Below are 26,126 nucleotides of genomic sequence, written 5' to 3' on the forward strand. Positions count from 1 at the left end.
AACCTGTGGATAGACCTCTACAGTGCTTGTGCCACAAGCGTCATGAGGGGGTGGTGAAAAAATCGTCACGGACCCGGGCGTGCCGGCACCCGCAGGACGGGCGGACCGGGAGGGAGGGCACGTCGCAGCGCGTGCCGAGAACTTCCCGGGCGCGCCGGCGTTCTTCGTGATCGCAGCGCAGGTTCCGCTGCCAGGCGAGCAACAGGATCCCGTGTTGCCGGCTTTCCACACCGGTTGTGGAATGATGCCGAATCAACCTGTGGATAGGTGGCGAGGAGCCTTGCAGCCAAAGGCTCGCCAACGCGTGGTGAAAAAACCGTCAGGGCTGATCGGAATCATTGAGGGTGCACGGGGCGGATGGCACCGTGGCGCCGTCGCAGGAGGGGATGGCATGGGCATCGGCAATGGGATGCGTGGAATCGGATTGGTGGGTATCGGCCTGCTGGCCGGGTGTGGGCAGGCGCCGCCTGCAGCGCTCGGCACGCTGGAGTGGGACCGGATCACGGTGCCGGCGCCGGCGGCCGAAGTGATCGCCACGGTGGAGGTACGCGAGGGGCAGCAGGTCAAGGCCGGAGCAGTGCTGATGCAGCTCGACCCCGCCCGCGGCGACGCGCAGTTCGCCGCGGCGCAGGCCGACACGGTGCGCGCGCAGGCCCAGTTGGAAGAACTGAAGATCGGCCCGCGCCAGGAACAGATCGCGCAGGCCCAGGCGCAGCTGGCCGCGTTGCGCGCGCAGTCTGCTGAAGCCACGGCCTACTACCGTCGGGTGCAACCGCTGGCACGCCAGCGCCTGATCGCCGCCGCCGAGCTGGACCGTGCACGGGCGGCTGCCGGCAGTGCCGAGGCCAGCGTGCGGGCCGCCGAGCAGGCCTGGCTGGAACTGGTGCACGGCAGCCGCGCGCAGGACATCGCCCAGGGCCAGGCGGCCGCCGATGCCGCGCAGGCGCAGCAGGTGGTGCAGGGCGTCAACCTGCAGAAGCTGCAGCTGCGCGCGCCGCGCGATGGTGTTGTCGATGCCCTGCCTTACCGGCAGGGTGACCAGGCGCCGATCGGGGCGCCACTGGCGGTGATGCTGGTCGGCGAGCGCCCCTATGCACGCGTCTACCTGCCGCAGCCGCTGCGCCTGCAGGTCAAGGTCGGGCAGGCTGCGCAGGTGCAGCTGGAAGACGGCAGCACCGTGCTGAAGGGGCACGTGCGCTCAATCCGCAGCGAGCCCTCGTTCACCCCGTACTACGCACTGACCGGTGATGACGTCGAGCGCCTGAGCTATCTGGCCGAGATCGAAGTGGACACGGCCACCGACATGCAGAAGCTTCCGGCCGGACTGCCGGTGCAGGTGCGCTTCTGAACACCGGCGACGACATCGCGGTGCATGCGCAGGGCTTGACCCGCCGCTTCGGCGATCTTCTGGCCGTGGACAATGTCGACCTGACTGTGCCGCGCGGGCAGGTGTACGGCTTCCTGGGGCCGAATGGATCCGGAAAGTCGACCACCATCCGCATGCTGTGCGGCCTGCTGGAACCGAGCGCTGGGCAGATCCAGGTGCTGGGGCTGGCGGTTCCCGAGCAGGCCGAAGCACTGCGCCGGCGCATCGGCTACATGACCCAGCGCTTCTCGTTGTATGAGGACCTGTCGGTGCGCGAGAACCTGGAATTCCTCGCCGCCATCCAGGATCTGCCACGCGCGCAGGCCCGGCAGCGGGTCGACGAGCTGCTGCAGCAGTACCGTCTGCTGGACCGGCAGCCGCAGCTGGCCGGAACCCTCAGCGGTGGCCAGAAGCAGCGCCTCGCCCTGGCCGGCGCCGTCGTGCACGCGCCCGAGCTGCTGTTCCTGGACGAGCCGACCAGCGCGGTCGATCCGGAATCGCGCCGTGATTTCTGGGAAGCCCTGTTTGAACTTGCCGACGCCGGTACCACCGTGCTGGTGTCGACCCACTACATGGACGAGGCCGAGCGCTGCCACCGGCTGGCAATCCTGGACCGTGGTGCGCTGGTCGCCGATGGCACGCCGGCTGAGCTGTGCGCACGGCTGGACGGCCGCACGTTGCAGGTCACGTCGTCGCAGCCGCGGCAGGCCAGCCGCGCACTGTCTGAGCTGCCCGGTGTGCTGAGCGTGGCGCAGATCGGCACCCAGCTGCGCGTGCTGTGCAATGAGGGCGCAGCGGACGTCGCAGTGCTGGCCCGTGCACTTGCCAACGCTGACCCGCAGGCCCGCATCCAGACGGTGGCGCCGAACCTGGAAGATGTGTTCGTGGCCGCCACCCGTGGGCGCGGCCGGGAGCCGGCGGCATGAACCTGCGCCGGCTGTGGGCGATCATGCTCAAGGAGCTGCGGCAGCTGCGCCGCGACCGCATCACGCTGGCGATGATCGTTGGCATTCCGGTGATGCAGCTGTTGCTGTTCGGCTATGCGATCAACCTCAACCTGCATCATCTCGATGCGGGTGTCGCCGATCAGGCCAACAGCGCCGCTTCGCGCGCGCTGGTGCAGGACATGGTGGCCACCGGCGTGATCACGCCGCGCAGCGAAGCCTACACGCCTGCCCAGCTGATGCAGGCGCTGCGCCGTGGCGAGATCAGTGTCGGCATCGTGGTGCCGGCCGACTTCGAGCGTCGCCGCTTCGATGGACGCGAGGCGGTGCAGGTGCTGGTCGATGGCAGCGACACCGTGGTGCAGAGCGCGGCGATCCAGCTGGCGCAGGTGCCGCTGGACACGCGCCCGACCAGCAACACCCGTCCCCTGCGCGAAGGCAGCATCGCCAGTGGTCCGGTCAGCGTGACCAGCTTCTACAACCCGCAGCGGCGCTCGGCGGTGAACATCGTACCGGGCCTGATCGGGGTGATCCTGACCATGACCCTGGTGATGTTCACGGCGGTAGCGGTGGTGCGCGAACGCGAGCGCGGCAACATGGAACTGCTGATCGCCACGCCGGTGTCGCGCAGCGAGCTGATGGTCGGCAAGGTGCTGCCCTATGCGGCCATCGGCCTGCTGCAGACCACGCTGGTGCTGGTGCTGGGCACCTGGCTGTTCCAGGTACCCATTCGCGGCAGCCTGCTGGACATCTATCTGGCCGCGGTGCTGCTGGTGCTGGCCAACCTGGCGCTGGGCCTGCTGATCTCCACGCGTGCGCGCTCGCAGTTCCAGGCGATGCAGATGACGCTGTTCCTGTTCCTGCCGTCGATCCTGCTTTCGGGCTTCATGTTCCCGTTCGCAGGCATGCCGCGGCCGGTGCAGTGGCTGGCCGAGGTGCTGCCGCTGACCCACTTCCTGCGGCTGGTGCGCGGCATCATGCTGCGCGGCGCCTCATTGTGGGAGCTGTGGCACGACGCGCTGGCGCTGCTGGCCTTCATCGTGGTGATGATGACCCTGGCGATCCTGCGCTTCCGCAAGCGCCTGGATTGAAGGCAGGGGGTCGGATCCCCGCAGGGGCTCCGACCCCAATTTATCGGGCCGGCGGGTCGGAGCCCCTTTGGGGCTCCGACCCGAAGATTCATTCCGCCACCACCCGCGCGCGCAGCGAATTGGTCAGCGCTTCGGTGATCACCACATCCACGAACTGGCCGATCAGGCGCGCCGGCGCCGGGAAGTTCACCGAACGCATGTTCTCGGTCTTGCCGGTCAGCTCGTTCGGGTTCTTGCGCGAGGGCCCTTCCACCAGCACGGTCTGCACGGTGCCGACCATCTTCTCGGAAATGCCGGCGGCATGCGCATTGATGCGCTCCTGCAGGCGCGACAGGCGCGCGTGCTTCTCGGCATCGCTGATCGTGTCCTCCAGGTCCGCGGCCGGCGTGCCGGGGCGGCGTGAATAGATGAAGGAGAAGCTGTGGTCGAAGCCGATGTCCTCGATCAGCTTCATGGTCTTCTCGAAATCGGCGTCGGTCTCGCCGGGGAAGCCGACGATGAAGTCCGAGCTGATCGAGATGTCCGGGCGCACCGCCCGCAGCTTGCGGATCTTCGACTTGAACTCCAGCGCGGTGTAGCCGCGTTTCATCGCCGACAGCACGCGGTCGCTGCCGGCCTGTACCGGCAGGTGCAGGAAGTTGGCCAGCTGTGGCACGTCACGGAACGCATCGATCAGCGAATCGCTGAACTCCAGCGGATGCGAGGTGGTGAAGCGGATGCGGCCGACGCCATCGATCTCGGCGATGGTGCGGATCAGCAGGCCGAGGTCGGCGAACTCACCGTCACCATAGGGCCCGCGATACGCGTTGACGTTCTGCCCGAGCAGGTTGATCTCGCGCACGCCCTGTGCGGCCAGCTGCGCCACCTCCACCACCACGTCCTCGAACGGGCGGCTGACTTCGGTGCCGCGGGTGTAGGGCACCACGCAGAACGAACAGTACTTGGAACAGCCTTCCATGATCGACACGAATGCCGAGGGTCCTTCGGCGCGCGGCTCGGGCAGGCGATCGAATTTCTCGATCTCGGGGAAGCTGATGTCGACCTGCGGGCGCTTCTGTTCGCGGCGTGCGCGGATCAGCTCCGGCAGCCGGTGCAGGGTCTGCGGGCCGAACACCAGGTCGACGAACGGCGCACGCTTGATGATCGTTTCGCCTTCCTGCGAGGCGACGCAGCCGCCGACGCCGATGATGACTTCGCGGCCCTTGTTCTTCAGGCCCTTCCACACGCCCAGCTGGCTGAACACCTTCTCCTGCGCCTTCTCGCGGATGGAGCAGGTGTTGACCAGGATGACGTCGGCATCGTCCGGGCTGTCGGTCAGTTCCAGGCCATCGCTGGCGGCAAGCACGTCGGCCATCTTGGCCGAGTCGTACTCGTTCATCTGGCAACCGTGGGTCTTGATGTACAGCTTGCCTTTCACCTGGTCGGGCTTGCGCGGACCAGCGGGCAGGGCAACGAGCGGGGTACCGCCCGGTGTGGTGGGCGGAAAGACGTCTGGCGTCCCGGTCATGGCGCTTAATCCATTCGGGTGGCGGGAAAGCGGGCAATTCTACCCGCATCCCACGCCAGCCGCCGCGCCCGTGCAACCGAGCCCATGCCCAGCGTGGCCATCACTGTAGAGCCGAGCCCGTGCTCGGCTGCCTTTGCAAGGCGGAGGAGCAGCCGAGCGTGGGCTCGGCTCTACAAGGGGCCGCTGCTTACGCCGCCAGCTCCGCATCGATCTGCCGCGAACGGTCGAAGGCGGTCATCGCGCTCATCCGTGCGATGTAATCGGCCGTGGCCGGCGCGGGCTGCACCAGGCCGAAGGCCGTGGTCCAGGCCAGCGCATTGCCCCACAGCACGTCGGCGGCGCTCATCGTCTCGCCAAGCAGATAGGGGCCCTGCGCCAGCTGGGCCTCGATCACCTGCAGCACGGTCTCGGCGTCGTTGTACGGCGACATCAGGCGCGGCGGCGGCTCGCGGTGCATCGCCTTGTCGATCATCGCCGGCTCGAAACAGGCGCCATAGAAGGCCATCCAGCGCAGGTAGGGCCCGCGCAGGGCGTCGCCGATCGGCGGTGCCAGGCCGGCCTCCGGATACAGGTCGGCCAGGTACAGATAGATCGCCACCTGCTCGGTCACCAGCGCACCGTTGTGGACGATCGCCGGCACCTTGCCCATCGGGTTGATGGCCAGGTAGGCCGGAGCCAGGTTGGCGCCCGCCTTAGGTCCAGCACCTGCATGCGGTAGTCGGCACCCAGTGCTTCGAGCAGGGCCACGGCGCCGCTCGAGCGGGAACGGGCGGCGTGGTACAGGGTGATCTGGCGTGAATTCATGGCATTGCTCCTTGCGGTGGGTGGTGAACTGGAGGCCATCCTGGGGCACTATTGCGGACGACTTCTGTCCTCGATCCTTCATGCGCCATACCGCCCATCGACTGCTGCGCCTGATCGCCCTGCTGCAGGCCCGTCGCCAGTGGTCCGGGGCCGAGCTCGCCGAGCGCATGGGCGTGGACCGGCGCAGCATCCGCCGTGACGTCGAGCGCCTGCGCGAGCTGGGTTATCCGGTCCGGGCCTCGTCCGGGGTTGGCGGCGGCTACCAGCTGGGGGCAGGGGCGCCGGTGCTGCCGATGCTGCTGGACGAGGAGGAGGCGACTACCCTGGCCATCGCCCTGCGCGCGGCCTCTGCGACCGTCGCCGGCATCGACGACACCGCGCGCGGCCTGTTGTCCAAGCTCGATCCGCTGGTGCCGACCCGTCGCCGCCAGCAGGCCGGCGAGGTGCATGCCGCCACCGCCACCCTGTCCGACCTTCCGTCCACCGACGCACGCCTGCTTGGGCAGCTGGCCCAGCACTGCCGGCAGGCGTCACGGCTGGCCTTCGAATACCGCAGTGCCCAGGAAGCGGTGACCCAGCGCGAGGTCGAGGCGCAGCACCTGGTCAACTACGGGCGGCGCTGGTACCTGCTGGCCTGGGACCTGGGCCGGCAGGACTGGCGCACCCTGCGCGTGGACCGGATGGGCGCGGTGCGCGAATGCGCCGAGCCGGGCATGCACCGCCGTACGCCCGCACCGCCGGATGTGATGGTGCGGCAGGCGGTCAGCCAGGCCCCGTTCGCCCTGCAGGCCATCGTCCGCCTGGCCGGCAGCCGCGCCGAGCTGGAAGGCCGCATCCCGCCCTGGTGTGGTGTGCTGGAGGACGATGGGCCCGACCATTGCCTGCTGCGCATGGGCGCCGAGAGCCGCGGCATGATGCTGGCGCAGATCCTCAGCCTGGACCGGGTGCCGGTGGCGGTGTGGACCACGCCGCCGGGCCTGCGCGATGAACTGGCACAGCGCCTGGCCGGATTGGGGCAGGTGCTGGCTGTGCCGCCCGTCACAGGCTGAGCCGCGTCGCTTGGCAAGCCCCGTCGAAGCTGGGACACTCGCCGGCATGAAGGGGATACTGGGGACAACGGCGATCATCATCGCTGCGCTGACCGCTGCGCCGGCCAGCGCGGGCACCCTGTTCAAGTGCCAGGGCGCCGACGGGGTCACCAGCTATGTCAGCAAGCGTCTGACCGGGGCCCGCTGCAGCGCCATCAGCTACAGCCGCGACCTCCGCCCGGCACCGCGCCCGGTGGTGGCCGCGCCGAAGCCGGCGCCGACCACCGTGGCCAGCATCGAGCGCAACCCGGTGGCGGTGGCGGCCAGCGCTGCGGCACCGGCGGCTGCGCCAGCCGCCGTACCCGCGCCCCCGGTCGCCTCGCGCAGCGGGCGCATGGTCAGCGGCCAGGTCTATTCCTTCATGAAGGACGGCGTGCGCCACTACACCAGTGCGCGCCCGACCCAGGTCGCCAACCTCGGCCCGGTGCGCACCATCCGCTACAGTTTCATGGAGCGCTGCTACGCCTGTGGCGTCAACCCGCGCGTGGACTTCGGTTCGGTGCGGTTGAACACCACCGCGTTCCAGACCGAGATCAGCTCGGCCGCGCGCGAGTTCGGCGTCGACGAAGCCGTGGTGCGCGCCATCATCCACGCCGAGTCGGCCTACAACCCGACCGCGCTCAGCCGCGCCGGCGCGCAGGGCCTGATGCAGCTGATGCCGCCAACCGCGGCCCGTTTCGGAGTCAGCGATTCCTACGATGCCGGGCAGAACATCCGCGGTGGCGTGCAGTATCTTGCGTGGTTGTTGAAGCGTTTCAATGGCGACCTGACCCTGGCCGCGGCTGGCTACAACGCGGGCGAAGGCGCGGTTGACCGCCACGGTGGCGTGCCGCCCTACAGCGAGACCCAGTACTACGTGCGCCGGGTCGGGCAGCTGGCCGAGCGTTACCGCACCGCATTGACGCACCAGTAGTGCCGGCCGCTGGCCGGCAACCTTGGGCAATGGCCGGTACCGACCGGCCACTGGCTGGCAGCCCCGTAATCAATGTTGTTGCAATGCGTTGTGTGGCGCTCGACGGTTCCGCTACACTCGCCCATGATTCAATGCGGCTCTGGCCCCCACCGGATCCGCTGGCAGCCTTAAAGCTACCTAATCAATATCGGAGTGCCGGATGGCCAACGATGGGGTACACGATCCAGTCAACACCGGACGTCGGCGTTTTCTTTCTGCCACCACAGCCGTGGTGGGCGCCGTCGGCGTCGGATTCACCGCTGTTCCTTTCATCAAATCCTGGAACCCCAGTGCCCGTGCCAAGCTTGCCGGCGCACCGGTGGTGGCCGACATCAGCGCCCTGCAGGAAGGCCAACGCCTGATCGTGGAATGGCGTGGCCAGCCGATCTGGATCGTCAAGCGGTCCAAGGCGATCCTCGATGCACTGCACGGGCTCGATGGCCGCCTCAAGGACCCCGAGTCCGGCGAGAAGGACCAGCAGCCGGACTACGTGCTGAAGCAGAACCCCGAGCTGCGCTCGATCAAGCCGGACATTTCCGTGCTGGTCGGCCTGTGCACGCACCTGGGCTGTTCGCCGGAAATGGTCGCCGAGATCCGGCCTGAACCCTATGACCCGCAGTGGAAGGGCGGCTACTTCTGCCCCTGCCACAAGTCGCGCTTCGACATGTCCGGCCGCGTCTTCAAGGACGTGCCGGCGCCGATCAACCTGAAGGTGCCCGCGCACCATTACCAGGACGACAACACCATCATCATCGGTGTCGATCCGCAGGGGGCAGCCTGATGGCCAATATCCTCGCTCGTACCGCCAGCGGCGTGGCCGACTGGGTCAATGCCCGCGCGCCGGGCCTGATGCCGGTCTACCGCAAGCATGTCACCGAGTACTACGCGCCGAAGAACTTCAACATCTGGTACTACTTCGGTTCGCTGGCGCTGCTGGTTCTGGTCAACCAGATCGTCACCGGCATCTTCCTGACGATGCACTACAAGACCAACGCCGCCGAGGCGTTCGGCTCCATCGAATACATCATGCGTGATGTGGAGTGGGGCTGGCTGATCCGCTACATGCACTCCACCGGGGCCTCGCTGTTCTTCATCGTGGTCTACCTGCACATGTTCCGCGGCCTGCTGTACGGCAGTTACCAGAAGCCGCGCGAGCTGGTGTGGATCCTGGGCATGCTGATCTACCTGGTGCTGATGGCCGAAGCCTTCATGGGCTACGTGCTGCCGTGGGGGCAGATGTCGTTCTGGGGCGCCAAGGTGATCATTTCGCTGTTCGGCGCGATACCGGTGATCGGCAACGGCCTGACCGAGTGGATCATGGGCGACTACCTGCCCAGTGACGCCACGCTCAACCGCTTCTTCGCGCTGCACGTCATCGCACTGCCGCTGGTGCTGCTGTTGCTGGTGGTGCTGCACCTGGGCGCGCTGCACGAGGTGGGGTCGAACAACCCCGATGGCGTGGAGATCAAGAAGGGGCCCAAGGGCAACCGCTGGTCGCCGAACGCCCCGGCCGACGGCATTCCGTTCCATCCGTACTACACGCTCAAGGATGGCGTCGGTGCCGGCTTCCTGCTGATCATCGCCGCCTTCATCATCTTCTTCGCCCCCGGTTTCGGTGGCCTGTTCCTGGAGCACGACAACTTCACCGAAGCCAACCGCCTGGTGACCCCGGAACACATCAAGCCGGTCTGGTACTACACGCCGTACTACGCGATGTTGCGCGTGGTGCCGAACAAGCTGGGCGGCGTGCTGGTGATGTTCTCGGCCATCGCGATCCTGTTCCTGGTGCCGTGGCTGGACAAGGCGAAGGTGAAATCGGTGCGCTACCGCGGCTGGATCTCGAAGGTGATGCTGGGCGTGCTGGCGGTGTGCTTCGTGTGGCTGGGCGTGATTGGTTCCGGCCCGGGCACCGATGTGCACGAGACCTACATCGGGCGGGTGTTGACCTTCCTGTACTTCGCGTTCTTCATCACCATGCCGCTATGGACAAGGTTGGACAGGACCAAGCCGGTACCGGAGAGGGTGACCACGCATGACTGAGCGCTGGATGGTCCGGCTGGCCCTGGCGGCCACCCTGATGCTGGGCAGTTTCCTGGCCTCCGCCGCCGAAGGCGGCACCCCGCTGCTGCAGGCCGGCAACGACCTCGGTGACCGCGCCTCGCTGCAGCGCGGCGCGCAGCTGTACATGAACTACTGCTCCGGCTGCCACGCATTGAAGTACCTGCGCTATTCGCGGATGGCGCAGGACCTCGGCCTGACCGAGGAAGAGGTGATGAACAACCTCAACTTCACCGGCTCGGCGATCGGCGACCCGATCCCGGTGGCGATGCCCAAGGAGAACGCGGAGAAGTGGTTCGGCAAGATGCCGCCCGATCTCAGCCTGATCTCGCGCGTGCGGGGCAGTGACTGGGTCTACACCTATCTCAAGTCGTTCTATCTGGACAGCAGCCGCCCGCTGGGCTGGAACAACGCGCTGTTCGCCAATGCCTCCATGCCCAACCCGCTGTGGGAGATGCAGGGCCTGCAGCATGCGGTGCACGGCAAGGCGGAAGCGCCCGGCATGGACCCGCCGGTGACCGGCCTGAAAATCGAAACGCCCGGGTCGGTCGATGCCGGCCAGTACGATCAGGCCGTTCGGGACATCACCAACTTCCTCGAATACGCCGGTGAACCGGCCGCGCTCAAGCGCCAGCAGCTGGGCGTATGGGTGATCCTGTTCCTGGCCCTGCTGACTTTCCTGCTGTACCTGCTGAAGAAGGAATACTGGAAGGACGTCCACTGATTCTGCCGCCGGCCATCGCCCGGGCCTATTGGCTTTTGTGATGGTCGGTTGCACACTCGGGGTGGAGTCGACCGCTGGCACGGTGCCGGCGGCGCCGATGCGGCAGGCGGTCTCCTGTCGTGGGAGAGCCTTTGATGGCGGCGAGCGTACGCATGCGCAATACACTGACGCTGTTTTCCTCGAACGACGACGTACTGTGCCACCGGGTACGCCTGGTGCTGGCGGCCAAGGGGGTCACCTTCGACTTTGTCCCGGTCGATCCGCAGAACCCGCCTGAAGACCTGATCGATCTCAATCCGTACCACTCGGTGCCGACCCTGGTCGAGCGCGAGCTGGTGCTGTACGCCGCGTCGGTGGTCAGCGAATACTTGGACGAACGCTACCCGCATCCTCCGCTGATGCCGGTCGATCCGCTCTCGCGTGCGCGTATCCGCTTGGCCATGCTGCGCATCGAGCACGACTGGGTACCGCAGGTGCAGGCCATCCAGCTGGGCAACAAGACCCAGGCCGAGGCCGGCCGCAAGCGCCTGAAGGAACTGCTGACCGCCTCGCTGCCGCTGTTCAAGGCCAGCAAGTTCTTCCTCAATCCGGAAATGAGCCTGGCCGACTGTGCAATGGCACCGATCATCTGGCGCCTGCAGTCGCTGGACGTGCCGCTGCCGAAGGACGGCAAGGCGATCGAGGACTATGGCAACCGCATCTTCCGTCACCCGGGTTTCGTCCGCAGCCTGACCGACCAGGAAAAGAAGCTGCGCGATCTGCCGGTCTGATCCGACCTTGCGTAACCCGTCTGCACGCCGACCGGCGTGCAGACGATCCGCCCCGGCGGGGCGCCGGGCGCGTACACTTCACGCATGACCGAAGACTTCTTCCACATGACCAGCCACCGCCCGTACCTGCTGCGGGCGCTGGTGGAATGGATCAACGACAACCAGCTGACCCCGCACATCCTGGTCGACGCCGGCGTCCCCGGCGTGCAGGTGCCGCCTTCGGCGGTCAAGGATGGCCGGGTCGTGCTCAACATCGCCGAACGCGCCGTCGTGCGGCTGATGATCGACAACGAAATGGTGAGCTTCTCGGCCCGCTTCTCCGGCACCAGCTACCCGGTGCAGGTACCGATCAGCGCCGTGCTGGCGGTCTATGCCCGCGAGACCGGGCAGGGCATGGCGCTGCCGGATGACATTCCGGGCAGCGAGACCGCGCCGACCAGTGACGAACTGCTGCACGAGGACGGCACGCCGCCGGACGATACGCCACCGGCCAGTCCGCCGCCCAAGGGCCGCCCGAACCTGCGCGTGGTCAAGTAACCATTCCGACGCCGCCCCGATGGGCGGCGTCTTCCTTTGCAGGTTTTACCGGTGGGTGCCGGAATTGTGTGGGTGCCGACCGTTGGTCGGCACACCTTCAGTTCTTACACATCCTCGGCATCCTCCACATCCGGCCGGATCTGGCTGATCCGCGCGGCACCGGGGCCGGTGAACGAGATCAGCTGGTCGCCGCGCAGCACCATGCGGCCCACGTGGCGATCGATGCCGTCGTAGGAATACTCGAACTTGAAGGTGCGCTCGAAGCCAAGCCGGCCATCCTCGCCGCGCGACAGGCGCAACCCGGTGGCGTGCACCGCTTGGTCCAGCCACTGCACGTTGGCGGCGCGGCAGGCATTGCGGCCCAGCTCGACCGCGCGCTCGGCGGCCGAACGCGCCGCATTCCAGAAGAAATAGATGATTCCGCCGGCAATCAGCAACAACAGCAGGGTGGGCATGGCGTCAGCCGTCAGAGGTGGATCCGGCAAAGATGGCGGCGAACGCGCGCTGGATCAAGCGCTGCACTCACCGCCGTGGCTGCGGTTCGCTGGACATCGGTGATGCGGGCACGTTAGACGGCGCCGTCGCCGGCACCGTCTGCATCGGCGCGGCGGAGGGCGAAGGCATCACCAATGGCGCGGTCGCCGTCAGCTGCAGCAGCGCTGCCCAGTCCTGGCGGTTGAAGCTGCATTCGTCCTCGCGGCCCGGCGTGCAGCTGGGCTCGATGCCGGTGCTGTTGCGTTCGCGCGCCGGCGGCAGCTTGATCAACCCGGTGCGGTCCAGCGGCAGCAGTCGCATCGCCACCGTGTTCATCACGTTGCCGCCCACCAGGTACAGGGTCTGGTCGCCCCCCAGGTTGGCGGCCACCACTACTTCGCAATGTGATTTCCAGTGGCCCACCGAACCGTTGCCCAGTGCCTGCACCAGCCCACTGTAGCTGAGCGTGGTGCTGCGATCGCGCAGGAAGCACAGCAGGTCGCCCGGTGCGGGCTTTGCGGTCGCGGGATCGACCAGCCGGTACGGCACGCCCGAGGGTCCGCCCTGGTACGCGGCACGGATGTAGTCGATGTGGCGTGGCGACGCGTTGAAGCCGGGGACGCCGGACTGCACCATCACCCAGGAAATGAACGCGGCCGACCACGGGTTGTCGATCAGGAAGGTGCGGCAGTCGCTGTCGGTGTAGCGCGTGCCCAGTGGTGCCAGACAGCTGCTGGCGCCGGCGATGCTGCCCATCGCGTTGAGCGTGCCGCTGTTGCGCCAGTAGCCGGCCACGCGCTGCCAGGCAATCAGCCCGTTGTCGGCCAGATGTTCGTTCTCGGCCTCGGTGACACTCAGGCTCGCCGCGCGGCCATCGCGATCGATGAAAGGCCGGAACCAGAGCCGGTGTTCATTGCAGGCAGTATTGCGGATGGCCACCGCCAATGGGCTCAGGCCGAAACGCGGTGGCACATCGCAGGCTTCGGCCGCCGCTGCGGACAGGGGGGCCGCGGCCAGCAGCAGACAGGCAGGCAAGAGCATCCGGCGCATGCGCGGCTCCTGTGGGGGATGCCGGCAGCGTCGCAGAGGCGGCCGTAGCCGAGCCGTGAAGGCGTCCCGGGTCGTGTAGAGCCGAGCCCATGCTCGGCTCATCGCGCGAAGCGCGCGCAGGGCGTGCCGCAAATCGACAAGCAGCCGAGCGTAGGCTCGGCTCTACAAGTCCTGCAGGCCTCAGCCCGGCGGTGGGCCGAGCTTCAACGACAGATCGATGGCCTGCACGTGCTTGGTCAGGCCGCCGATGGAGATGCAGTCGACGCCATCCTCGGCGATCGAGCGCAGGCCACCCAGGCCGACGCTGCCGGACACTTCCAGCGGAATGCGGCCGGCCGTGATGCGTACCGCCTCGCGGCGCAGGTCGGGGCTGAAGTCGTCCAGCAGGATGCGTTCGCAACCAGCGTCGAGCGCCTGGCGCAGCTGCGCCAGATCCTCGACCTCGACCACCAGCGGCAGCGCAGGCCACTGCCGGCGTGCGCCCGCCACGGCGTCGGCCAGTGAACCGGCAGCGCGGATGTGGTTTTCCTTCAGCATCACCGTGTCGTACAGGCCGAAACGATGGTTCTCGCCACCGCCGCAGCGCACCGCGTACTTCTGCGCCAGGCGCAGGCCGGGCAGGGTCTTGCGGGTGTCGAGGATGCGCGTGCCGGTACCGGCCACCGCCGCCACGTAGCGGGCGGTGGTGGTTGCCGTACCGGACAGCGTCTGCAGGAAGTTGAGCGAGGTGCGTTCGGCGCTGACCAGGCTGCGGCTGCGCCCATGCAGCAGGGCCAGCACGGTGCCTGCGGTGACCGCGTCGCCGTCGGAAACCTGCCATTCGATGCGTACGTCCGGGTCGAGCGCGCGGTGGGTGGCGTCGAACCAGGGGCGGCCGGCGATCACCCCGTCCTGCTTGCACAGCAGGTAGGCGCTGTCGGCCTGGTCGGGCAGCAGGGCGGCGGTGACATCACCGCTGCCCAGGTCCTCGGCCAGTGCACGCGCGACATCGGCGGCGACAACGGCCGCATCCGGCGTCGGCAGCGTGCTCATGCGGTCGGGAAATCGGCGATCTGGGCGGTCGGGATGGCTTCCTCGGCCAGCAGCACCGGGATGCCGTCGTCGACGCGGAAGACCTGCTTGCGGTCGCGGGTGACCAGCGCTTCGCGCAGCGGCTGCGCCAGCGGGTTGCCATCGGCCTTGTTCACCGCGCCGGCGGAAATGGCCTTGTTGAGGGCTTCCAGGCCCTTGCCATCCAGCAGGGACAGGGGCTGGCGGGTGTCCGGCGACACCAGCAGGTCGAGCAGCTTGCGATCCATGGTTCTTCGTCTTGCGTGGAAGATGGCTAGAATACGTCTTTAAGGCAGGTGACGGCCAATGACCCCCAACCCGATCGCGCCGCTTGTCGGCATCGTCATGGGTTCCCGTTCCGACTGGGAAACCATGCAGCACGCCGCCCAGAAGCTTGAAGCCCTGGGTGTTCCGTTCGAAGTGAAGGTGGTGTCCGCGCATCGGACGCCGGATGTGTTGTTCAGTTACGCCGAGCAGGCGGGCCCGCGTGGCCTGCGCGCGATCATCGCCGGTGCCGGCGGGGCCGCCCACCTGCCGGGCATGATCGCCGCCAAGACCGCCGTGCCGGTGCTGGGCGTGCCGGTGCAGTCCAAGGCCCTCAACGGCATGGATTCGCTGCTGTCGATCGTGCAGATGCCGGCCGGTATCCCGGTCGCCACCTTCGCCATCGGCAATGCCGGCGCGTCCAACGCGGCGCTGTTCGCCGCCGCGATGCTGGCCAGCGACCAGCCGGCGATCGGCCAGGCGCTCGACGCCTTCCGTGCACGCCAGACCGAAGACGTGATGGCCCACGACGATCCGCGCCAATGAGCCTGACCGTCGGCATCCTGGGCGGCGGCCAGCTCGCCCGCATGATGGTCCTGGCCGGTGCGCCGCTGGGGCTGCGCTTCGAACTGTATGACCCGGCGGCCGACGCCTGCAGCGGCCCGCTGGCGCCGCTCACCGTCGGTGCCTTCGACGACCGCCAGGCGCTGGCGGACTTCGCTGCCAAGGTCGATGTGGTCACCTTCGATTTCGAGAATGTGCCCGCCGACAGTGCACAGTTCCTGGCCGACCGCGTGCCGGTCTACCCGCCGCCGGCCGCGCTGGCGGTGGCCCAGGACCGGTTGAGCGAGAAGACCCTGTTCCAGCAGCTGGGTATTCCGCTGCCGGCCTTCGCTGATATCCGCAGCCGTGACGAGCTGGCGGCGAAAGCCGTCGAATTCGGCCTGCCGTGCATCCTCAAGACCCGCCGCCTGGGCTACGACGGCAAGGGCCAGTTCCGCCTGCGCAGCGAAGCCGACATTGATGCCGCCTGGGATGCGCTGGGTGCACAGGTCGAGCGCACCGGACTGATCCTGGAGGGCTTTGTGGCCTTCCAGCGCGAGGTCAGCGTGGTGGCCGTGCGTGGCCGCGATGGCAGTTTCGAAGCCTGGCCGATCACCGGCAACTGGCATGTCGACGGTGTGCTGTCGGCCAGCGTGGCCCCGGCCGTGCTGTCCGCCGCCGAGCAGCAGGCAGCCATCGGCTATGCACGCCGTGTCGCCGAACACCTGCAGTACGTCGGCGTGTTCGCGCTGGAACTGTTCTGCCGCGATGGCGAGCTGCTGGCCAACGAGATGGCGCCACGCGTGCACAACTCCGGGCACTGGACCATCGAAGGCAGCGAGACCTCGCAGTTCGAGAACCACCTGCGCGCCGTGCTGGGCCTGCCGCTGGGCAGCACCCGCATGCTCGGCCATGCCTGCATGCTGAACTGGCTGGGCCGGATGCCCGACCCGTTGCCGGTGCTGGCCCAGGCCAGTGGCCACTGGCATGACTATGGCAAGGAGTCGCGCGAAGGCCGCAAGGTCGGCCATGCCACGTTGCGCGATGACGATGCCGCAGCACTGGCCGACGCGTTGGACCAGGTGGGCCTGGAACTGGACCGCCAGGCCCAGGTGGCACCGGCGGTGTACGCGCTGCGCAACCGCTGAGTCCGGTAGTGCCGGCCGCAGGCCGGCAGTGCAACGGTGTGGCGCACCGGTGCAGCCATCGGCGCAACATTCCCGGTGGTAGCGTGGAGCTCCTTTCACAGGAGTCACGACCATGCTCGACTGGAATGCCTACCGCAAGGAACTGAAGGGCCGCATCGGCGAGATCGGCAAGCTCTCGCCGGATACGGTCAAGGGCTACGCCACGCTGGCCAATGCCGGTGCCCAGACCAACCACCTGGATGCCAAGACCCGGGAGCTGATCGCGCTGGCGGTGGCGGTGACCACCCGCTGTGACGGCTGCATCACCGTGCACGTGGACGCGGCGCTGAAGCATGGCGCCAGTCGCGAGGAAATCGCCGAGGCGCTGGGCGTGGCGGTCTCGCTCAACGCCGGCGCCGCGCTGGTGTACTCGGCGCGGGTGATGGATGCGGTGGCCGCGCACGAGAGCGCGTGAAGCTTCATCTGTAGAGCCGAGCCCATGCTCGGCTGCTGTCCGGCCAGCCGAGCATGGGCTCGGCTCTACAGGGGGTCAGCGCAGCTGGCTCTCGGCGAATTCCCAGTTGACCATCTGCCAGAACGCGTCCAGGTAACGCGCGCGGTCATTCTGGTAGTCGGTGTAGTACGCGTGCTCCCACACGTCGCAGCACAGCAGCGGGGTGCTGTCGCCGGTCAGGGGCGTGCCGGCGTTGCGGGTGGCCTGGATGCCCAGCTGGCCCCCCGGGTGCTGCACCAGCCACACCCAGCCCGAGCCGAACAGGCCCAGTGCAGTGCGGTTGAATTCCTCGCGCAGGCGCTGCGCGTCACCGAACTGGCGCTTGACCAGCTCGCCCAGCCGGCCCTGTGGTTCGCCGCCGCCGCGCGGGCGCAGGCACTGCCAGTAGAAGCCGTGGTTCCAGGCCTGGGCGGCCGCATCGAACAGCGTGCCCTGGGCATGGCGCACGATCTCTTCCAGCGACGCCTCCTCCCACTCGGTGCCGAGGGTGCCGGCGTTGACCGCGTCGACATAGGCGCGGTGGTGGCGGCCGTGATGCAGTTCCACGGTCTGCGCGGACAGGTGGGGCTGCAGGGAGCCGGAGAGATAGGGCAGGGCGGGCAATTCGACGGGCATGTGCAGGTTCGTGGCCAGGGGACGGCGGCAGCCTGTTCCATCCGCTTACAATGGCGGCTACCGTGGGCAGTCTAGCCGACCATCACGGTCGGGTTGTCCGGCGAAGCAAGGAGTGTGGTTGTGGCGGTGATGCAGCAAATCCAGGCCGAGGTCGATCGTTACCCGCTCGTGCTGTTCATGAAGGGCACCCCGCAGTACCCGATGTGCGGCTTTTCCAGCCGCGCCGTGCAGGCGTTGATGGCTGCCGGCGCCGTCACCCTGCGCACCGTCAACGTGCTCGAAGAACCGGAGATCCGCGCCAACCTGCCGCGCTTCTCCAACCTGCCGACCTTTCCGCAGCTGTTCATCAACGGCGAGTTGATCGGCGGCTGCGACATCGTCATGGAACTGTTTGAATCCGGCGAACTCAAGCGCATCGTCGAAGAGGCGACCCAGGGATGAGTGCCTGGCCGTCGACGTCACCGACTGACGGGGCGCTCGATGGCCGCCCGTTGCAGGACCGCGTGGTGCTGGTTGCCGGTGCCGGCGGCGGGCTGGGCAGTGCGGCGGCGATTGCCGCTGCGGCGGCCGGGGCTACCGTGGTCCTGCTGGGGCGCAAGCCGCGCCGGCTGGACCGGGTCTATGCCCAGGTCCAGGCGGTCGGCCCGGAACCCCTGCTGTACCCGATGGACCTGGAGGGTGCCGGCCCCGATGACTATGCCGAACTGGCCCAGGCCCTGCAGCGTGAGCTGGGGCGGCTGGATGGCCTGCTGGTCTGCGCCGCGCATTTCCCCGGCCTGACCCCGTTCGAGCTGGCCGACCCGGCCAGTTTCGCCCGCGCGGTCCATGTCACCCTGACCGCCCCGGCCTGGCTGGCCCAGGCCTGCCTGCCGCTGCTGCGGCAGCGCGAGGATGCTGCCCTGGTGTTCGCGGTCGATGCCCCCGAACGGGTGGGGCAGGCCTACTGGGGTGGGTATGGCGTGGCCCAGCACGGCCTGCGTGGCCTGATCGGCAGCCTGCACGATGAGCTGGGTCGCAGCCCGGTCCGGGTCAGTGGGCTGTACCCGGGGCCCCTGCGCACGGCACTGCGCGCCCGCGCCTATTCCGTCGACCAGGACCCGGCTGCGCAAGGGCCCGAAGCGGCCGCCGCTGCGGCCGTCATCCTGTTGTCCCCGGCCGGCCATGCCTGGCGGGGGACGATTCTCGATGCCAGCGGGGCAGTTCCCCGCGAGTGAGCCCCGGGGAAAGGCGGAGTGAAGAACCCGTCACGATTGCGTTGCGAACCGGTGCCGTTTGTCGCACAACCGTCACATTGATGGCGTAGCGTGTTAATCTAGTGTTAACCGTTATGGCTGCCTTCAGCCAAGCGGTAGGGAACCCCAGATAACTCTCCGACCAGCCACCCGCAGGGCTGTTTGGATGCGCTTTTTTTTCCGCCATCGCCAACTCGCATCGAGGCTACCGAAAAATGACCCACCCACTCCGGATGTCCAAGCTTACCCTTGGTCTCGTGGCTGCACTTGCTGCCGCTCCCGCCTTCGCCCAGAGCAGCACCTCCGCCGGTGTCGGCGGCCAGGTGATGTCCGCTGCAGGCCAGCCTGTCGCCGGCGCTGAAGTCACCATCACGCACACCGAGTCGGGCACTGTTTCGCGTGCTACCACCGATGCGTCGGGTCGGTACAACGCGCGCGGCCTGCGCGTGGGTGGTCCGTACACCATCACCATCACCAAGTCCGGTGAAGGCACCAAGACCGAGGAAGGTGTCTACCTGAACCTGAACCAGGTCAACACCGTCAACGCCAACCTCGGCGGTGATCTGGCTGCGACCAACCTGGACGCGGTGAACGTTGTTGCCACCGCCGGCGGCCTGGACCTGTTCAGTGCCAACAAGATGGGCACCGGCACCAACGTGACCCGCGAAACGATGGATGCGCTGCCGTCGGCCAGCCGCAACATCCAGGACTACGTCCGTCTCGACCCGCGCATCTCGCAGGTCAGCAAGGCGGACGGCGCGATCTCGGCTGGCGGCCAGAACACCCGTTACAACGCCATCCGCATCGACGGCATCAGCGCCTCCGATCCGTTCGGCCTGGGTTCCAACAACCTGCCGACCGAGCGTCAGCCGGTGTCGATGGACGCCATCCAGGAAATCAACATCGACCTGGCCAACTACGACACCACCATCGCCGGTGGCACCGGCGCGGTGATCAACGCCGTGACCAAGTCGGGTACCAATGAATTCCACGGCACCGTGTACGGTTCGTACCGCGACAAGGACATGGTCCGCTCGCGCCTGGAAGGTGACAAGCAGGACTTCAACGGCTTCGAGGACGAGAAGACCTATGGCATGACCTTCGGCGGCCCGATCGTCAAGGACAAGCTGTTCTTCTTCACCAACTATGAAAAGTACGAGCGCTCGGCTGCCGGCGTCGCCCTGAGCGACACGCCGATCGGCCGTGGCACCATCACCCAGCAGCAGATCACCGATGTCCAGAACTTCCTGGGCAAGCTGGGCTACGACCCGGGCAGCCTGACGGCGCCGAACAGCAAGACCGAGATCGAAGAGTATGCGGTCAAGCTGGACTGGAACATCAACGAGAACCACCGTGCGGCCCTGCGCTACAACAAGATGGAGCAGAACGTCGTTCGCTTCCCGCAGGTCAGCAGCAGCGCCATCTCGCTGAGCAACTTCTGGTACCAGCAGCCGACCCAGTACGAAACCTGGATGGGCGAACTGTTCAGTGACTGGTCCGAGAACTTCTCGACCGAGTTCAAGGTCTCGCACAAGGATTACTCGGCCAACCGCGTCCCGCTGGTCGATATGCCGCAGATCCGCATCAAGTCGGGCAACGATTCACTGTACGTCGGTACCGAACAGAACACCCACGTCAACATCGTCGAGTCGAAGGAACTGAGCGCCTTTGGTGCCGGTACCTGGTACATCGGTGACCACACGGTCAAGTTCGGCTTCGATTACTCGAAGAATGACCTGATGAACTTCTACGGCCGCAACCTCAACGGCGTTTACGAATTCAACAGCGTCAACGATTTCCTGGCGGGCAAGGCTTCGCGTTACCAGCTGCGTGCTCCGCGCGCCGATGGCAGCCGCAGCGACATCCCGGCCGACTTCACCCTGAAGAACACTGGCGTGTTCGTGCAGGACACCTGGGCGATCAACTACAACCTGAACCTGATGTTCGGCGTGCGCATCGACATGCCTGACTTCAGCACCCAGCGCCTGTACAACCCGCGCATCGAGCAGCTGTACGGCTTCAACAACACCAAGCTGGTCGACAAGAACCTGGTGCAGCCGCGCGTCGGCTTCAACTACACCTTCGACAGCGATCGCCCGACCCAGCTGCGCGGTGGCGTGGGCCTGTTCGGCGGCGCCGCCCCGAACGTGTGGCTGGCAGGTGCCTACCAGAACACCGGCCTGAACTACATCGAGTACGACGAGCGCAGCATCCCGGCCGGTGCCTTCACTCCGGACGGCAACAACCCGTACATCCCGGCCGGCGGCCCGGCTTCGGCCCGTCAGAACGTCGACATCATCGCGCCGGGCACCCGCCTGCCGTCGGTGTGGAAGGCCAACCTGGCGTTCGACCATGAGCTGCCGTGGTACGGCATCGTGGCATCGGCCGAAGTGCTGTTCACCAAGGTCAAGGACGGCATCTACTTCGACCGTCTGGACGTGTCGGCGCCGACCGCCTTCGGGCAGGATGGCCGCGCGATCTACTGGAACGCTGCTGGCCGCAACCAGGCCAATACCCGTATCGACAAGGGTGTCGACTACGGCATGTCGACCGGTACCAAGGGTGCGGTTGACCGCGCCAACCGTCCGTCCGACATTGGCGACGTTCTGGTCCTGCGCAACACCGACAAGGGCCGCGGCACCCAGGCCACCTTCTCGCTGGCCAAGCCGCTGACCGAGAACTGGGGCTGGTCGCTGGGTTACACCTACACCAAGTCGACCGAAGTCAGCCCGCTGTCCAGCTCGCAGAACACCTCGAACTGGAACAACACGCTGATCTTCAATGCCAACGAGAACGTGGCCTACAACTCGCGTTACGCGATGAAGGACCGTATCACCGGTACCCTGGAGTGGAAGCACAACTTCTTCGGTGACAACGCCACCCGCGTCGGCCTGTTCTACGAAGGCCGTTCGGGCCGTCCGTACAGCTACATCTTCTACAACGATGCCAACGGCGACGGTGCTGCCACCAACGACCTGTTCTACGTGCCGAAGGGTCCGGGCGACGTGCTGTTCACCGGCGGTGCCGCGATGGAGAAGCAGTTCTTCGATTGGCTGGCGCAGAACCCGGAACTCGATGCCTACCGTGGCAGCGTGGTCCCGGCCAACCGCCACCGCGCCTCGTGGGTCAACAGCTTCGACGTCCGCGTCAGCCAGGAATTCCCGGGCTTCATGAAGGGTCACAAGGGTGAAGTCGCCCTGGACATCATGAATGTCGGCAACCTGCTGAACAAGAAGTGGGGCCTGATCGACGACTACGGCTTCTACTCGACCCGTCGCGTTGCCAACTACGCAGGTATCGACCCGGCCACCGGCAAGTACGTGTACTCCTTCACCGGTTCGACCGACAACCCGTCGGTGCAGGAAAACAACAACGACAAGGGCAATACCGCCGTGTCGCGTTGGTCGATGCAGCTGACCCTGAAGTACAAGTTCTGATCCATCAGCGCTTGAAGTGGTAAGTGGAAACGGCCGGGGAAACCCGGCCGTTTCCCGTTCAGGCGAAAGTCCTTGCGGGGTGCTGGGCAACGGCGTAGCATCTGGAAATGTGCGCGGTGCCAATGCCGCCGATGCGGTCCCGGACAGGCGAACGCGGGCAGCACACATCCAACGGTCGGGCTTCCCGGCCGTTTTGCTTTTTAAGGGGGCGGCAGTACAGTCGGAAACCTTGAAGGAAGCGAAAAATTGGATATGACCACGAACGAAAAATCAGCCCGTGCACTGCCGGTGCAGGATGCGCGGATCTACCCGCGCGGTGGGCTGGATGTGCTGTCGCGCGCCGAGGTCGCACGCCTGCGCGATGCCTCCGCCGGCGGCATGCATGAGCTGCTGCGCCGCTGCGCGCTGGCTGTGCTGACCAGCGGCAGCGCTTCGGACGATCCGCGCGCGGCGCGCGACCTCTACCCTGATTTCGACATCCAGGTGGCGCAGCAGGATCGCGGCGTGCGCATCGACCTGGTCAACGCACCGGCGATGGCCTTCGTCGACGGCGAGATCATCCGCGGTGTCGCCGAACTGCTGTTCGCCGTCGTGCGCGACCTGGCCTACATGGCCATCGAGATGGGCCCGGCCTACGCGGCCGAGCTGGAGTCGTCCGAGGGCATCACCAACGCGGTGTTCGGCCTGCTGCGCAATGCGCGCATCCTCAACCCGGGCGATCCGAACCTGGTGGTGTGCTGGGGCGGCCATTCGATCTCGCGCGACGAGTACCTGTACACCAAGCAGGTGGGTTACGAGCTGGGCCTGCGCGGCCTGGACATCTGCACCGGCTGCGGTCCGGGCGCGATGAAGGGCCCGATGAAGGGTGCGACCATCGCCCATGCCAAGCAGCGCCGCACCGTCACGCGCTACATCGGCCTCACCGAGCCGGGCATCATCGCGGCCGAGTCGCCGAACCCGATCGTCAACCACCTGGTGATCATGCCGGACATCGAGAAGCGCCTTGAGGCCTTCGTCCGCATCGGCCACGGCATCATCGTGTTCGCCGGTGGCGTCGGCACTGCCGAAGAGATCCTGTACCTGCTCGGCATCCTGCTGCGCGAGGAGAACAAGGACCTGCCGTTCCCGCTGATCCTTACCGGCCCGACCGTGGCGGCGCCGTACTTCGAGCAGATCGACCGCTTCATCCGCCTGACCCTGGGTGATGAGGCTGCCGAGCGCTACGAGATCATCATCGGTGACCCGGTCGCGGTGGCCAAGAAGATGGCCAACGGCATCAAGCGCGTGCGCGAGCACCGCCTGGCGCAGAAGGACTCGTTCTTCTTCAACTGGTCGATCGAGATCCCGTGGGAGTACCAGCAGCCGTTCGTGCCGACCCACGAGGCGATGGCCGCGCTGGACCTGCACCACGGGCGTGCGCCGCACGCGCTGGCGGCCGACCTTCGCCGGGCGTTCTCGGGCATCGTCGCCGGCAACGTGAAGGAGGACGGCATGCGCCGCATCGAGCAGTTCGGGCCGTTCCAGATCCACGGGGATCCGGACATGATGCAGGCGCTGGATGCGCTGCTGCGCGCCTTCGTCGAGCAGCGCCGGATGAAGATCTCCGGCGAATACCAGCCCTGCTACCAGGTGCTGGCCTGAACCCGGGCCGGCGCGATGGGGATCGCGCCGGCACGGGCAGGGGAGGGCGGGTCGTCAAGCCTTTGACGCCCGTCGCCCCGGATTGACCGTTCATCCTGCCGCCGCTTGCCGGTGGCGGGACGATGGCCCATCGTGGCCACCAACACGCTGGGGAGCGTCCAATGTCTTTGCGCCGGCAAAACGGTTTCACGCTGGTTGAACTGATGGTCACGCTGGCCGTCTTCGTGATCCTGGCGTCGATCGCCTATCCGAGCTTCCGCGGGATGATCCGCTCGAACCGGCTGGCGACCGCCAACAATGAACTGATCGCGCTGGCCAACCTGGCCCGCAGTGAAGGCATCCGCAACAGCAACGGTGGCGGTGTCTGTGGCAGTGCCGATGGCAAGGCCTGTGATGGCGACTGGTCCAAGGGCGTACTGGCCTGGTCGGACCTTGATGGCGACGGTCAGATGGGCAGTAATGACGTCGCGCTGCGCTTTTCGCAGGGCAACCCGCAGCTGAGCGTAGTCGGCCCGCCGGGCGCGGTCATCGCCTTCGACGGGCGCGGCCGGCGCAGGGCGGTCGCTGATCAGACCCTGGTGCTGTCGCCGGATGCGTGCAAGGCCGGTGAATCGAAAAGCACGTTGACGATCAACCAATCCGGCCAGGTCCGGGTGACCAAGGGAGCCTGCTCATGAGCCGCCGCAACCTGGCCCGCCCGCGCTCGTCGCAGGGTGGCTTCAGCCTGATCGAAGTGATGGTGGCGGTGCTGATCCTGGCGTTCGGGCTGCTGGGCTTCGCTCTGCTGCAGACCACCAATGTCCGCTTCGTGCAGAGCGCGAATTACCGCACCCAGGCCACCAACCTGGCCAACGACCTGATTGAGCTGATGCGCGCCCAGCGTACCGACACGCTGGCCGGTGGCGCCTATTCCTCTGCCTCGTTCTCGGCCGGCTCGGTGAAGCCCAGCGGCGTCTGCGCCTGGCCGACCGGCGCTGCCGTGACGCCGAAGACGAACGTGGCGCGCTGGCAGTGCGAGGTCGCGCGCACGCTGGGCGAGAAGGCCAGCGCGCAGGTGACCTTCGTGCAGAGCACCGGCCAGGTCACCGTGGCCATCAGCTGGGGTGACCAGCGCTGGGATCCGAAGGATCCCGACAGCCTTACCACCTTCGGCCTGACGACCTTCCTGTGAACGCGCCCATGAGTCCAATTTCGCGAGCCCGAGGCCTGTCGCTGATCGAACTGATGATCGCCATGGTCATCGGCCTGGTCCTGATGCTGGGCGTCACCCAGATCTTCATCGCCTCGCGTGCGGCGTCGCGCCTGTCCGAAGGCGCGGCCCGTACCCAGGAGAACGCGCGCTTCGCGCTGGATTTCCTGCAGCGTGACCTGCGCATGGCCGGCCATTTCGGTTGCGTCAACGACCAGGCCCACGTGGTCAAGAACACCGGCGATGTCGGCTACCACCTGGGCATCAGCTCGGGCAGTGGCGACCCGCAGGATTTCTCGGTTCCGGTGCAGGGGTATGAGGCAGCAGGTACGGCGCCGGGCGCCACGCTGACGCTGGGCCGTGCGTGGAGCGCGGCGCAGTCGGTACCGAAGAGCATCACCAACCTCAAGCCGGCGCCGTTGCCTGGCAGCGACATCCTTGTGCTGCGCCTGATGAGTCCGGAAGGGGCCGTGGTGACCGGCATCTCCGTGGCCGCGGGTGCGACCACGCTGACCGTCTCCAGTGATGGCATGGCCCGACTGAAGGCCAACGCCGCAGGTACGCCGACGGTCTTCGGCATAGCCGACTGCACCCGTGCCGACGTCTTCCCCGCCACCATCAGCGGTTCGACCTTGAAGGTGGACAAGGTCGACCTGAGCAACTATTCGATCAACAACGCGATGACCATGCTGTATCGCGCCGATGGCATGGCGTACTACATCGCGACCAATCCCAATGGCGAGCCGGCGCTTTACCGGGCACGCGCGAATGGCGCCGGCGGCTACGCCGATGGCGAGGAGCTGGTGGAAGGCATCGAGAACATGCAGTTCCTGTACGGACTGGATGCCACCCCGGATATCGCCCTGCCCACGCCGCCGACCGGTCGCATCGTCGACCAGCGCGTGGCCAGTGCGGTCAGTACCGGTACCGATGCCACCGCCGCAGGGCAGTGGCGCCGCGTCGGCATGGTGCAGGTCGGCCTGCTGGCGCGCAGTCCGCAGCGTGCGTCGGCCGAAGCGCCGGGCAGTGCGGCCACGTATCCGGCCATCCTCGGGGTGGGCTTTGCCCCGGCCGATCCTTACGACCAGCGCCATCGTGGCGCCTATGAAGCGTCCGTTGCGCTGCGCAACCGCTTGTTCGGGAACTGAC

At 67.0% G+C, this 26,126-nt stretch carries 26 protein-coding genes and 1 pseudogene; 20 read left to right on the forward strand and 7 right to left on the reverse strand.

Annotation, left to right across the window (positions count from 1 at the left end):
• Positions 1–391 precede the first annotated feature (391 nt).
• Genes AC5P7I_RS07420 through AC5P7I_RS07430 form a run of 3 tightly spaced genes read left to right on the forward strand, consistent with a single transcriptional unit; the run spans position 392 to position 3,401 of the window.
• The gene (locus AC5P7I_RS07420; RefSeq protein WP_014646574.1) at positions 392–1,348 is read left to right on the forward strand and encodes an HlyD family secretion protein; all 957 of its coding nucleotides are present in this window, start codon (positions 392–394) and stop codon (positions 1,346–1,348) included.
• A gap of 20 nt (positions 1,349–1,368) precedes the next feature.
• Positions 1,369–2,292, forward strand: coding sequence for an ABC transporter ATP-binding protein (locus tag AC5P7I_RS07425; RefSeq protein WP_014646575.1), 924 nt, complete (start codon positions 1,369–1,371; stop codon positions 2,290–2,292).
• Positions 2,289–3,401: an ABC transporter permease gene (locus tag AC5P7I_RS07430; protein ID WP_262087177.1), complete on the forward strand. Its 1,113-nt coding sequence runs from the start codon at positions 2,289–2,291 to the stop codon at positions 3,399–3,401. Before AC5P7I_RS07425 ends, AC5P7I_RS07430 begins: the two co-directional genes overlap by 4 nt.
• A gap of 88 nt (positions 3,402–3,489) precedes the next feature.
• Here AC5P7I_RS07430 and miaB read toward each other — a convergent pair whose 3' ends face one another.
• Both miaB and AC5P7I_RS07440 read right to left on the reverse strand, forming a co-directional pair.
• Complete coding sequence (gene miaB, locus AC5P7I_RS07435) at positions 3,490–4,908, reverse strand: tRNA (N6-isopentenyl adenosine(37)-C2)-methylthiotransferase MiaB (protein WP_262087179.1); 1,419 nt, start codon at positions 4,906–4,908, stop codon at positions 3,490–3,492.
• Positions 4,909–5,095: 187 nt separating this feature from the next.
• Positions 5,096–5,712, reverse strand: a pseudogene (locus tag AC5P7I_RS07440) (glutathione S-transferase family protein).
• Positions 5,713–5,792: 80 nt separating this feature from the next.
• Here AC5P7I_RS07440 and AC5P7I_RS07445 point away from each other — a divergent pair.
• From AC5P7I_RS07445 to AC5P7I_RS07475, 7 genes are all read left to right on the forward strand, one after another.
• Positions 5,793–6,761 (forward strand): helix-turn-helix transcriptional regulator, encoded by a 969-nt coding sequence (locus AC5P7I_RS07445; protein ID WP_014646579.1) that lies wholly within the window; start codon positions 5,793–5,795, stop codon positions 6,759–6,761.
• 46 nt (positions 6,762–6,807) lie between these two features.
• Entirely contained in the window at positions 6,808–7,713 is a 906-nt protein-coding gene (locus AC5P7I_RS07450) for a lytic transglycosylase domain-containing protein (protein WP_262087182.1), read from the forward strand.
• Positions 7,714–7,912: 199 nt separating this feature from the next.
• Entirely contained in the window at positions 7,913–8,533 is a 621-nt protein-coding gene (petA, locus tag AC5P7I_RS07455) for a ubiquinol-cytochrome c reductase iron-sulfur subunit (RefSeq protein WP_004151998.1), read from the forward strand.
• Entirely contained in the window at positions 8,533–9,792 is a 1,260-nt protein-coding gene (locus tag AC5P7I_RS07460) for a cytochrome b (RefSeq protein ID WP_014646581.1), read from the forward strand. The genes petA and AC5P7I_RS07460 overlap by 1 nt, the downstream gene beginning before the upstream one ends.
• On the forward strand, positions 9,785–10,534 hold the full coding sequence (locus tag AC5P7I_RS07465; RefSeq protein ID WP_032960911.1) for a cytochrome c1: 750 nt from the start codon (positions 9,785–9,787) through the stop codon (positions 10,532–10,534). The genes AC5P7I_RS07460 and AC5P7I_RS07465 overlap by 8 nt, the downstream gene beginning before the upstream one ends.
• Positions 10,535–10,668: 134 nt before the next feature.
• Positions 10,669–11,304 carry a glutathione S-transferase N-terminal domain-containing protein gene (locus AC5P7I_RS07470; protein WP_005408842.1) on the forward strand — a complete coding sequence of 212 codons (636 nt, stop codon included), beginning with the start codon at positions 10,669–10,671 and terminating at the stop codon, positions 11,302–11,304.
• 84 nt (positions 11,305–11,388) lie between these two features.
• Entirely contained in the window at positions 11,389–11,841 is a 453-nt protein-coding gene (locus AC5P7I_RS07475; protein ID WP_014646584.1) for a ClpXP protease specificity-enhancing factor, read from the forward strand.
• Positions 11,842–11,945: 104 nt separating this feature from the next.
• Here AC5P7I_RS07475 and AC5P7I_RS07480 read toward each other — a convergent pair whose 3' ends face one another.
• The 4 genes from AC5P7I_RS07480 to AC5P7I_RS07495 form a co-directional block, all read right to left on the reverse strand.
• Complete coding sequence (locus AC5P7I_RS07480; protein ID WP_053494948.1) at positions 11,946–12,296, reverse strand: DUF3301 domain-containing protein; 351 nt, start codon at positions 12,294–12,296, stop codon at positions 11,946–11,948.
• A gap of 67 nt (positions 12,297–12,363) precedes the next feature.
• A complete protein-coding gene (locus AC5P7I_RS07485) occupies positions 12,364–13,365 on the reverse strand; it encodes a DUF2272 domain-containing protein (protein WP_014646585.1) in 1,002 nt (333 codons plus the stop codon).
• 180 nt (positions 13,366–13,545) lie between these two features.
• On the reverse strand, positions 13,546–14,397 hold the full coding sequence (nadC, locus tag AC5P7I_RS07490; RefSeq protein ID WP_014646586.1) for a carboxylating nicotinate-nucleotide diphosphorylase: 852 nt from the start codon (positions 14,395–14,397) through the stop codon (positions 13,546–13,548).
• Complete coding sequence (locus tag AC5P7I_RS07495; protein WP_014036599.1) at positions 14,394–14,663, reverse strand: Trm112 family protein; 270 nt, start codon at positions 14,661–14,663, stop codon at positions 14,394–14,396. The genes nadC and AC5P7I_RS07495 overlap by 4 nt, the downstream gene beginning before the upstream one ends.
• A gap of 58 nt (positions 14,664–14,721) precedes the next feature.
• On the opposite strand from AC5P7I_RS07495, the gene purE reads away from it, so the two are divergent.
• The 3 genes from purE (at position 14,722) to AC5P7I_RS07510 (ending at position 16,824) form a co-directional block, all read left to right on the forward strand.
• Positions 14,722–15,225 (forward strand): 5-(carboxyamino)imidazole ribonucleotide mutase, encoded by a 504-nt coding sequence (gene purE / locus AC5P7I_RS07500; RefSeq protein ID WP_005412808.1) that lies wholly within the window; start codon positions 14,722–14,724, stop codon positions 15,223–15,225.
• Positions 15,222–16,370, forward strand: coding sequence for a 5-(carboxyamino)imidazole ribonucleotide synthase (locus AC5P7I_RS07505; protein WP_262087188.1), 1,149 nt, complete (start codon positions 15,222–15,224; stop codon positions 16,368–16,370). The genes purE and AC5P7I_RS07505 overlap by 4 nt, the downstream gene beginning before the upstream one ends.
• A 112-nt stretch (positions 16,371–16,482) precedes the next feature.
• Positions 16,483–16,824 (forward strand): carboxymuconolactone decarboxylase family protein, encoded by a 342-nt coding sequence (locus tag AC5P7I_RS07510; RefSeq protein ID WP_004152082.1) that lies wholly within the window; start codon positions 16,483–16,485, stop codon positions 16,822–16,824.
• Positions 16,825–16,899: 75 nt separating this feature from the next.
• Here the strand turns inward: AC5P7I_RS07510 and AC5P7I_RS07515 are convergent, their stop codons facing one another.
• Entirely contained in the window at positions 16,900–17,478 is a 579-nt protein-coding gene (locus AC5P7I_RS07515) for a superoxide dismutase (protein WP_014646588.1), read from the reverse strand.
• 120 nt (positions 17,479–17,598) lie between these two features.
• Here AC5P7I_RS07515 and grxD point away from each other — a divergent pair, with 120 nt between their 5' ends.
• The 7 genes from grxD to AC5P7I_RS07550 all read left to right on the forward strand — a co-directional run bounded on the left by grxD (position 17,599) and on the right by AC5P7I_RS07550 (position 26,125).
• On the forward strand, positions 17,599–17,919 hold the full coding sequence (gene grxD, locus AC5P7I_RS07520) for a Grx4 family monothiol glutaredoxin (protein ID WP_005415957.1): 321 nt from the start codon (positions 17,599–17,601) through the stop codon (positions 17,917–17,919).
• The gene (locus tag AC5P7I_RS07525; protein ID WP_241884349.1) at positions 17,916–18,692 is read left to right on the forward strand and encodes an SDR family NAD(P)-dependent oxidoreductase; all 777 of its coding nucleotides are present in this window, start codon (positions 17,916–17,918) and stop codon (positions 18,690–18,692) included. Before grxD ends, AC5P7I_RS07525 begins: the two co-directional genes overlap by 4 nt.
• A gap of 233 nt (positions 18,693–18,925) precedes the next feature.
• Complete coding sequence (locus AC5P7I_RS07530; protein WP_164076932.1) at positions 18,926–22,147, forward strand: outer membrane beta-barrel protein; 3,222 nt, start codon at positions 18,926–18,928, stop codon at positions 22,145–22,147.
• A gap of 252 nt (positions 22,148–22,399) precedes the next feature.
• On the forward strand, positions 22,400–23,788 hold the full coding sequence (gene ppnN / locus AC5P7I_RS07535) for a nucleotide 5'-monophosphate nucleosidase PpnN (protein ID WP_014036604.1): 1,389 nt from the start codon (positions 22,400–22,402) through the stop codon (positions 23,786–23,788).
• A gap of 161 nt (positions 23,789–23,949) precedes the next feature.
• Complete coding sequence (locus tag AC5P7I_RS07540; RefSeq protein WP_041863227.1) at positions 23,950–24,465, forward strand: pilus assembly FimT family protein; 516 nt, start codon at positions 23,950–23,952, stop codon at positions 24,463–24,465.
• Positions 24,462–24,959, forward strand: a complete 498-nt coding sequence (gene pilV, locus AC5P7I_RS07545; protein WP_046429810.1) for a type IV pilus modification protein PilV — start codon at positions 24,462–24,464, stop codon at positions 24,957–24,959. The genes AC5P7I_RS07540 and pilV overlap by 4 nt, the downstream gene beginning before the upstream one ends.
• Positions 24,960–24,967: 8 nt before the next feature.
• Positions 24,968–26,125, forward strand: coding sequence for a PilW family protein (locus AC5P7I_RS07550; RefSeq protein ID WP_049407947.1), 1,158 nt, complete (start codon positions 24,968–24,970; stop codon positions 26,123–26,125).
• Position 26,126: the final 1 nt, after the last annotated feature.

Source organism: Stenotrophomonas sp. YJH_SMC_138, assembly GCF_059369855.1.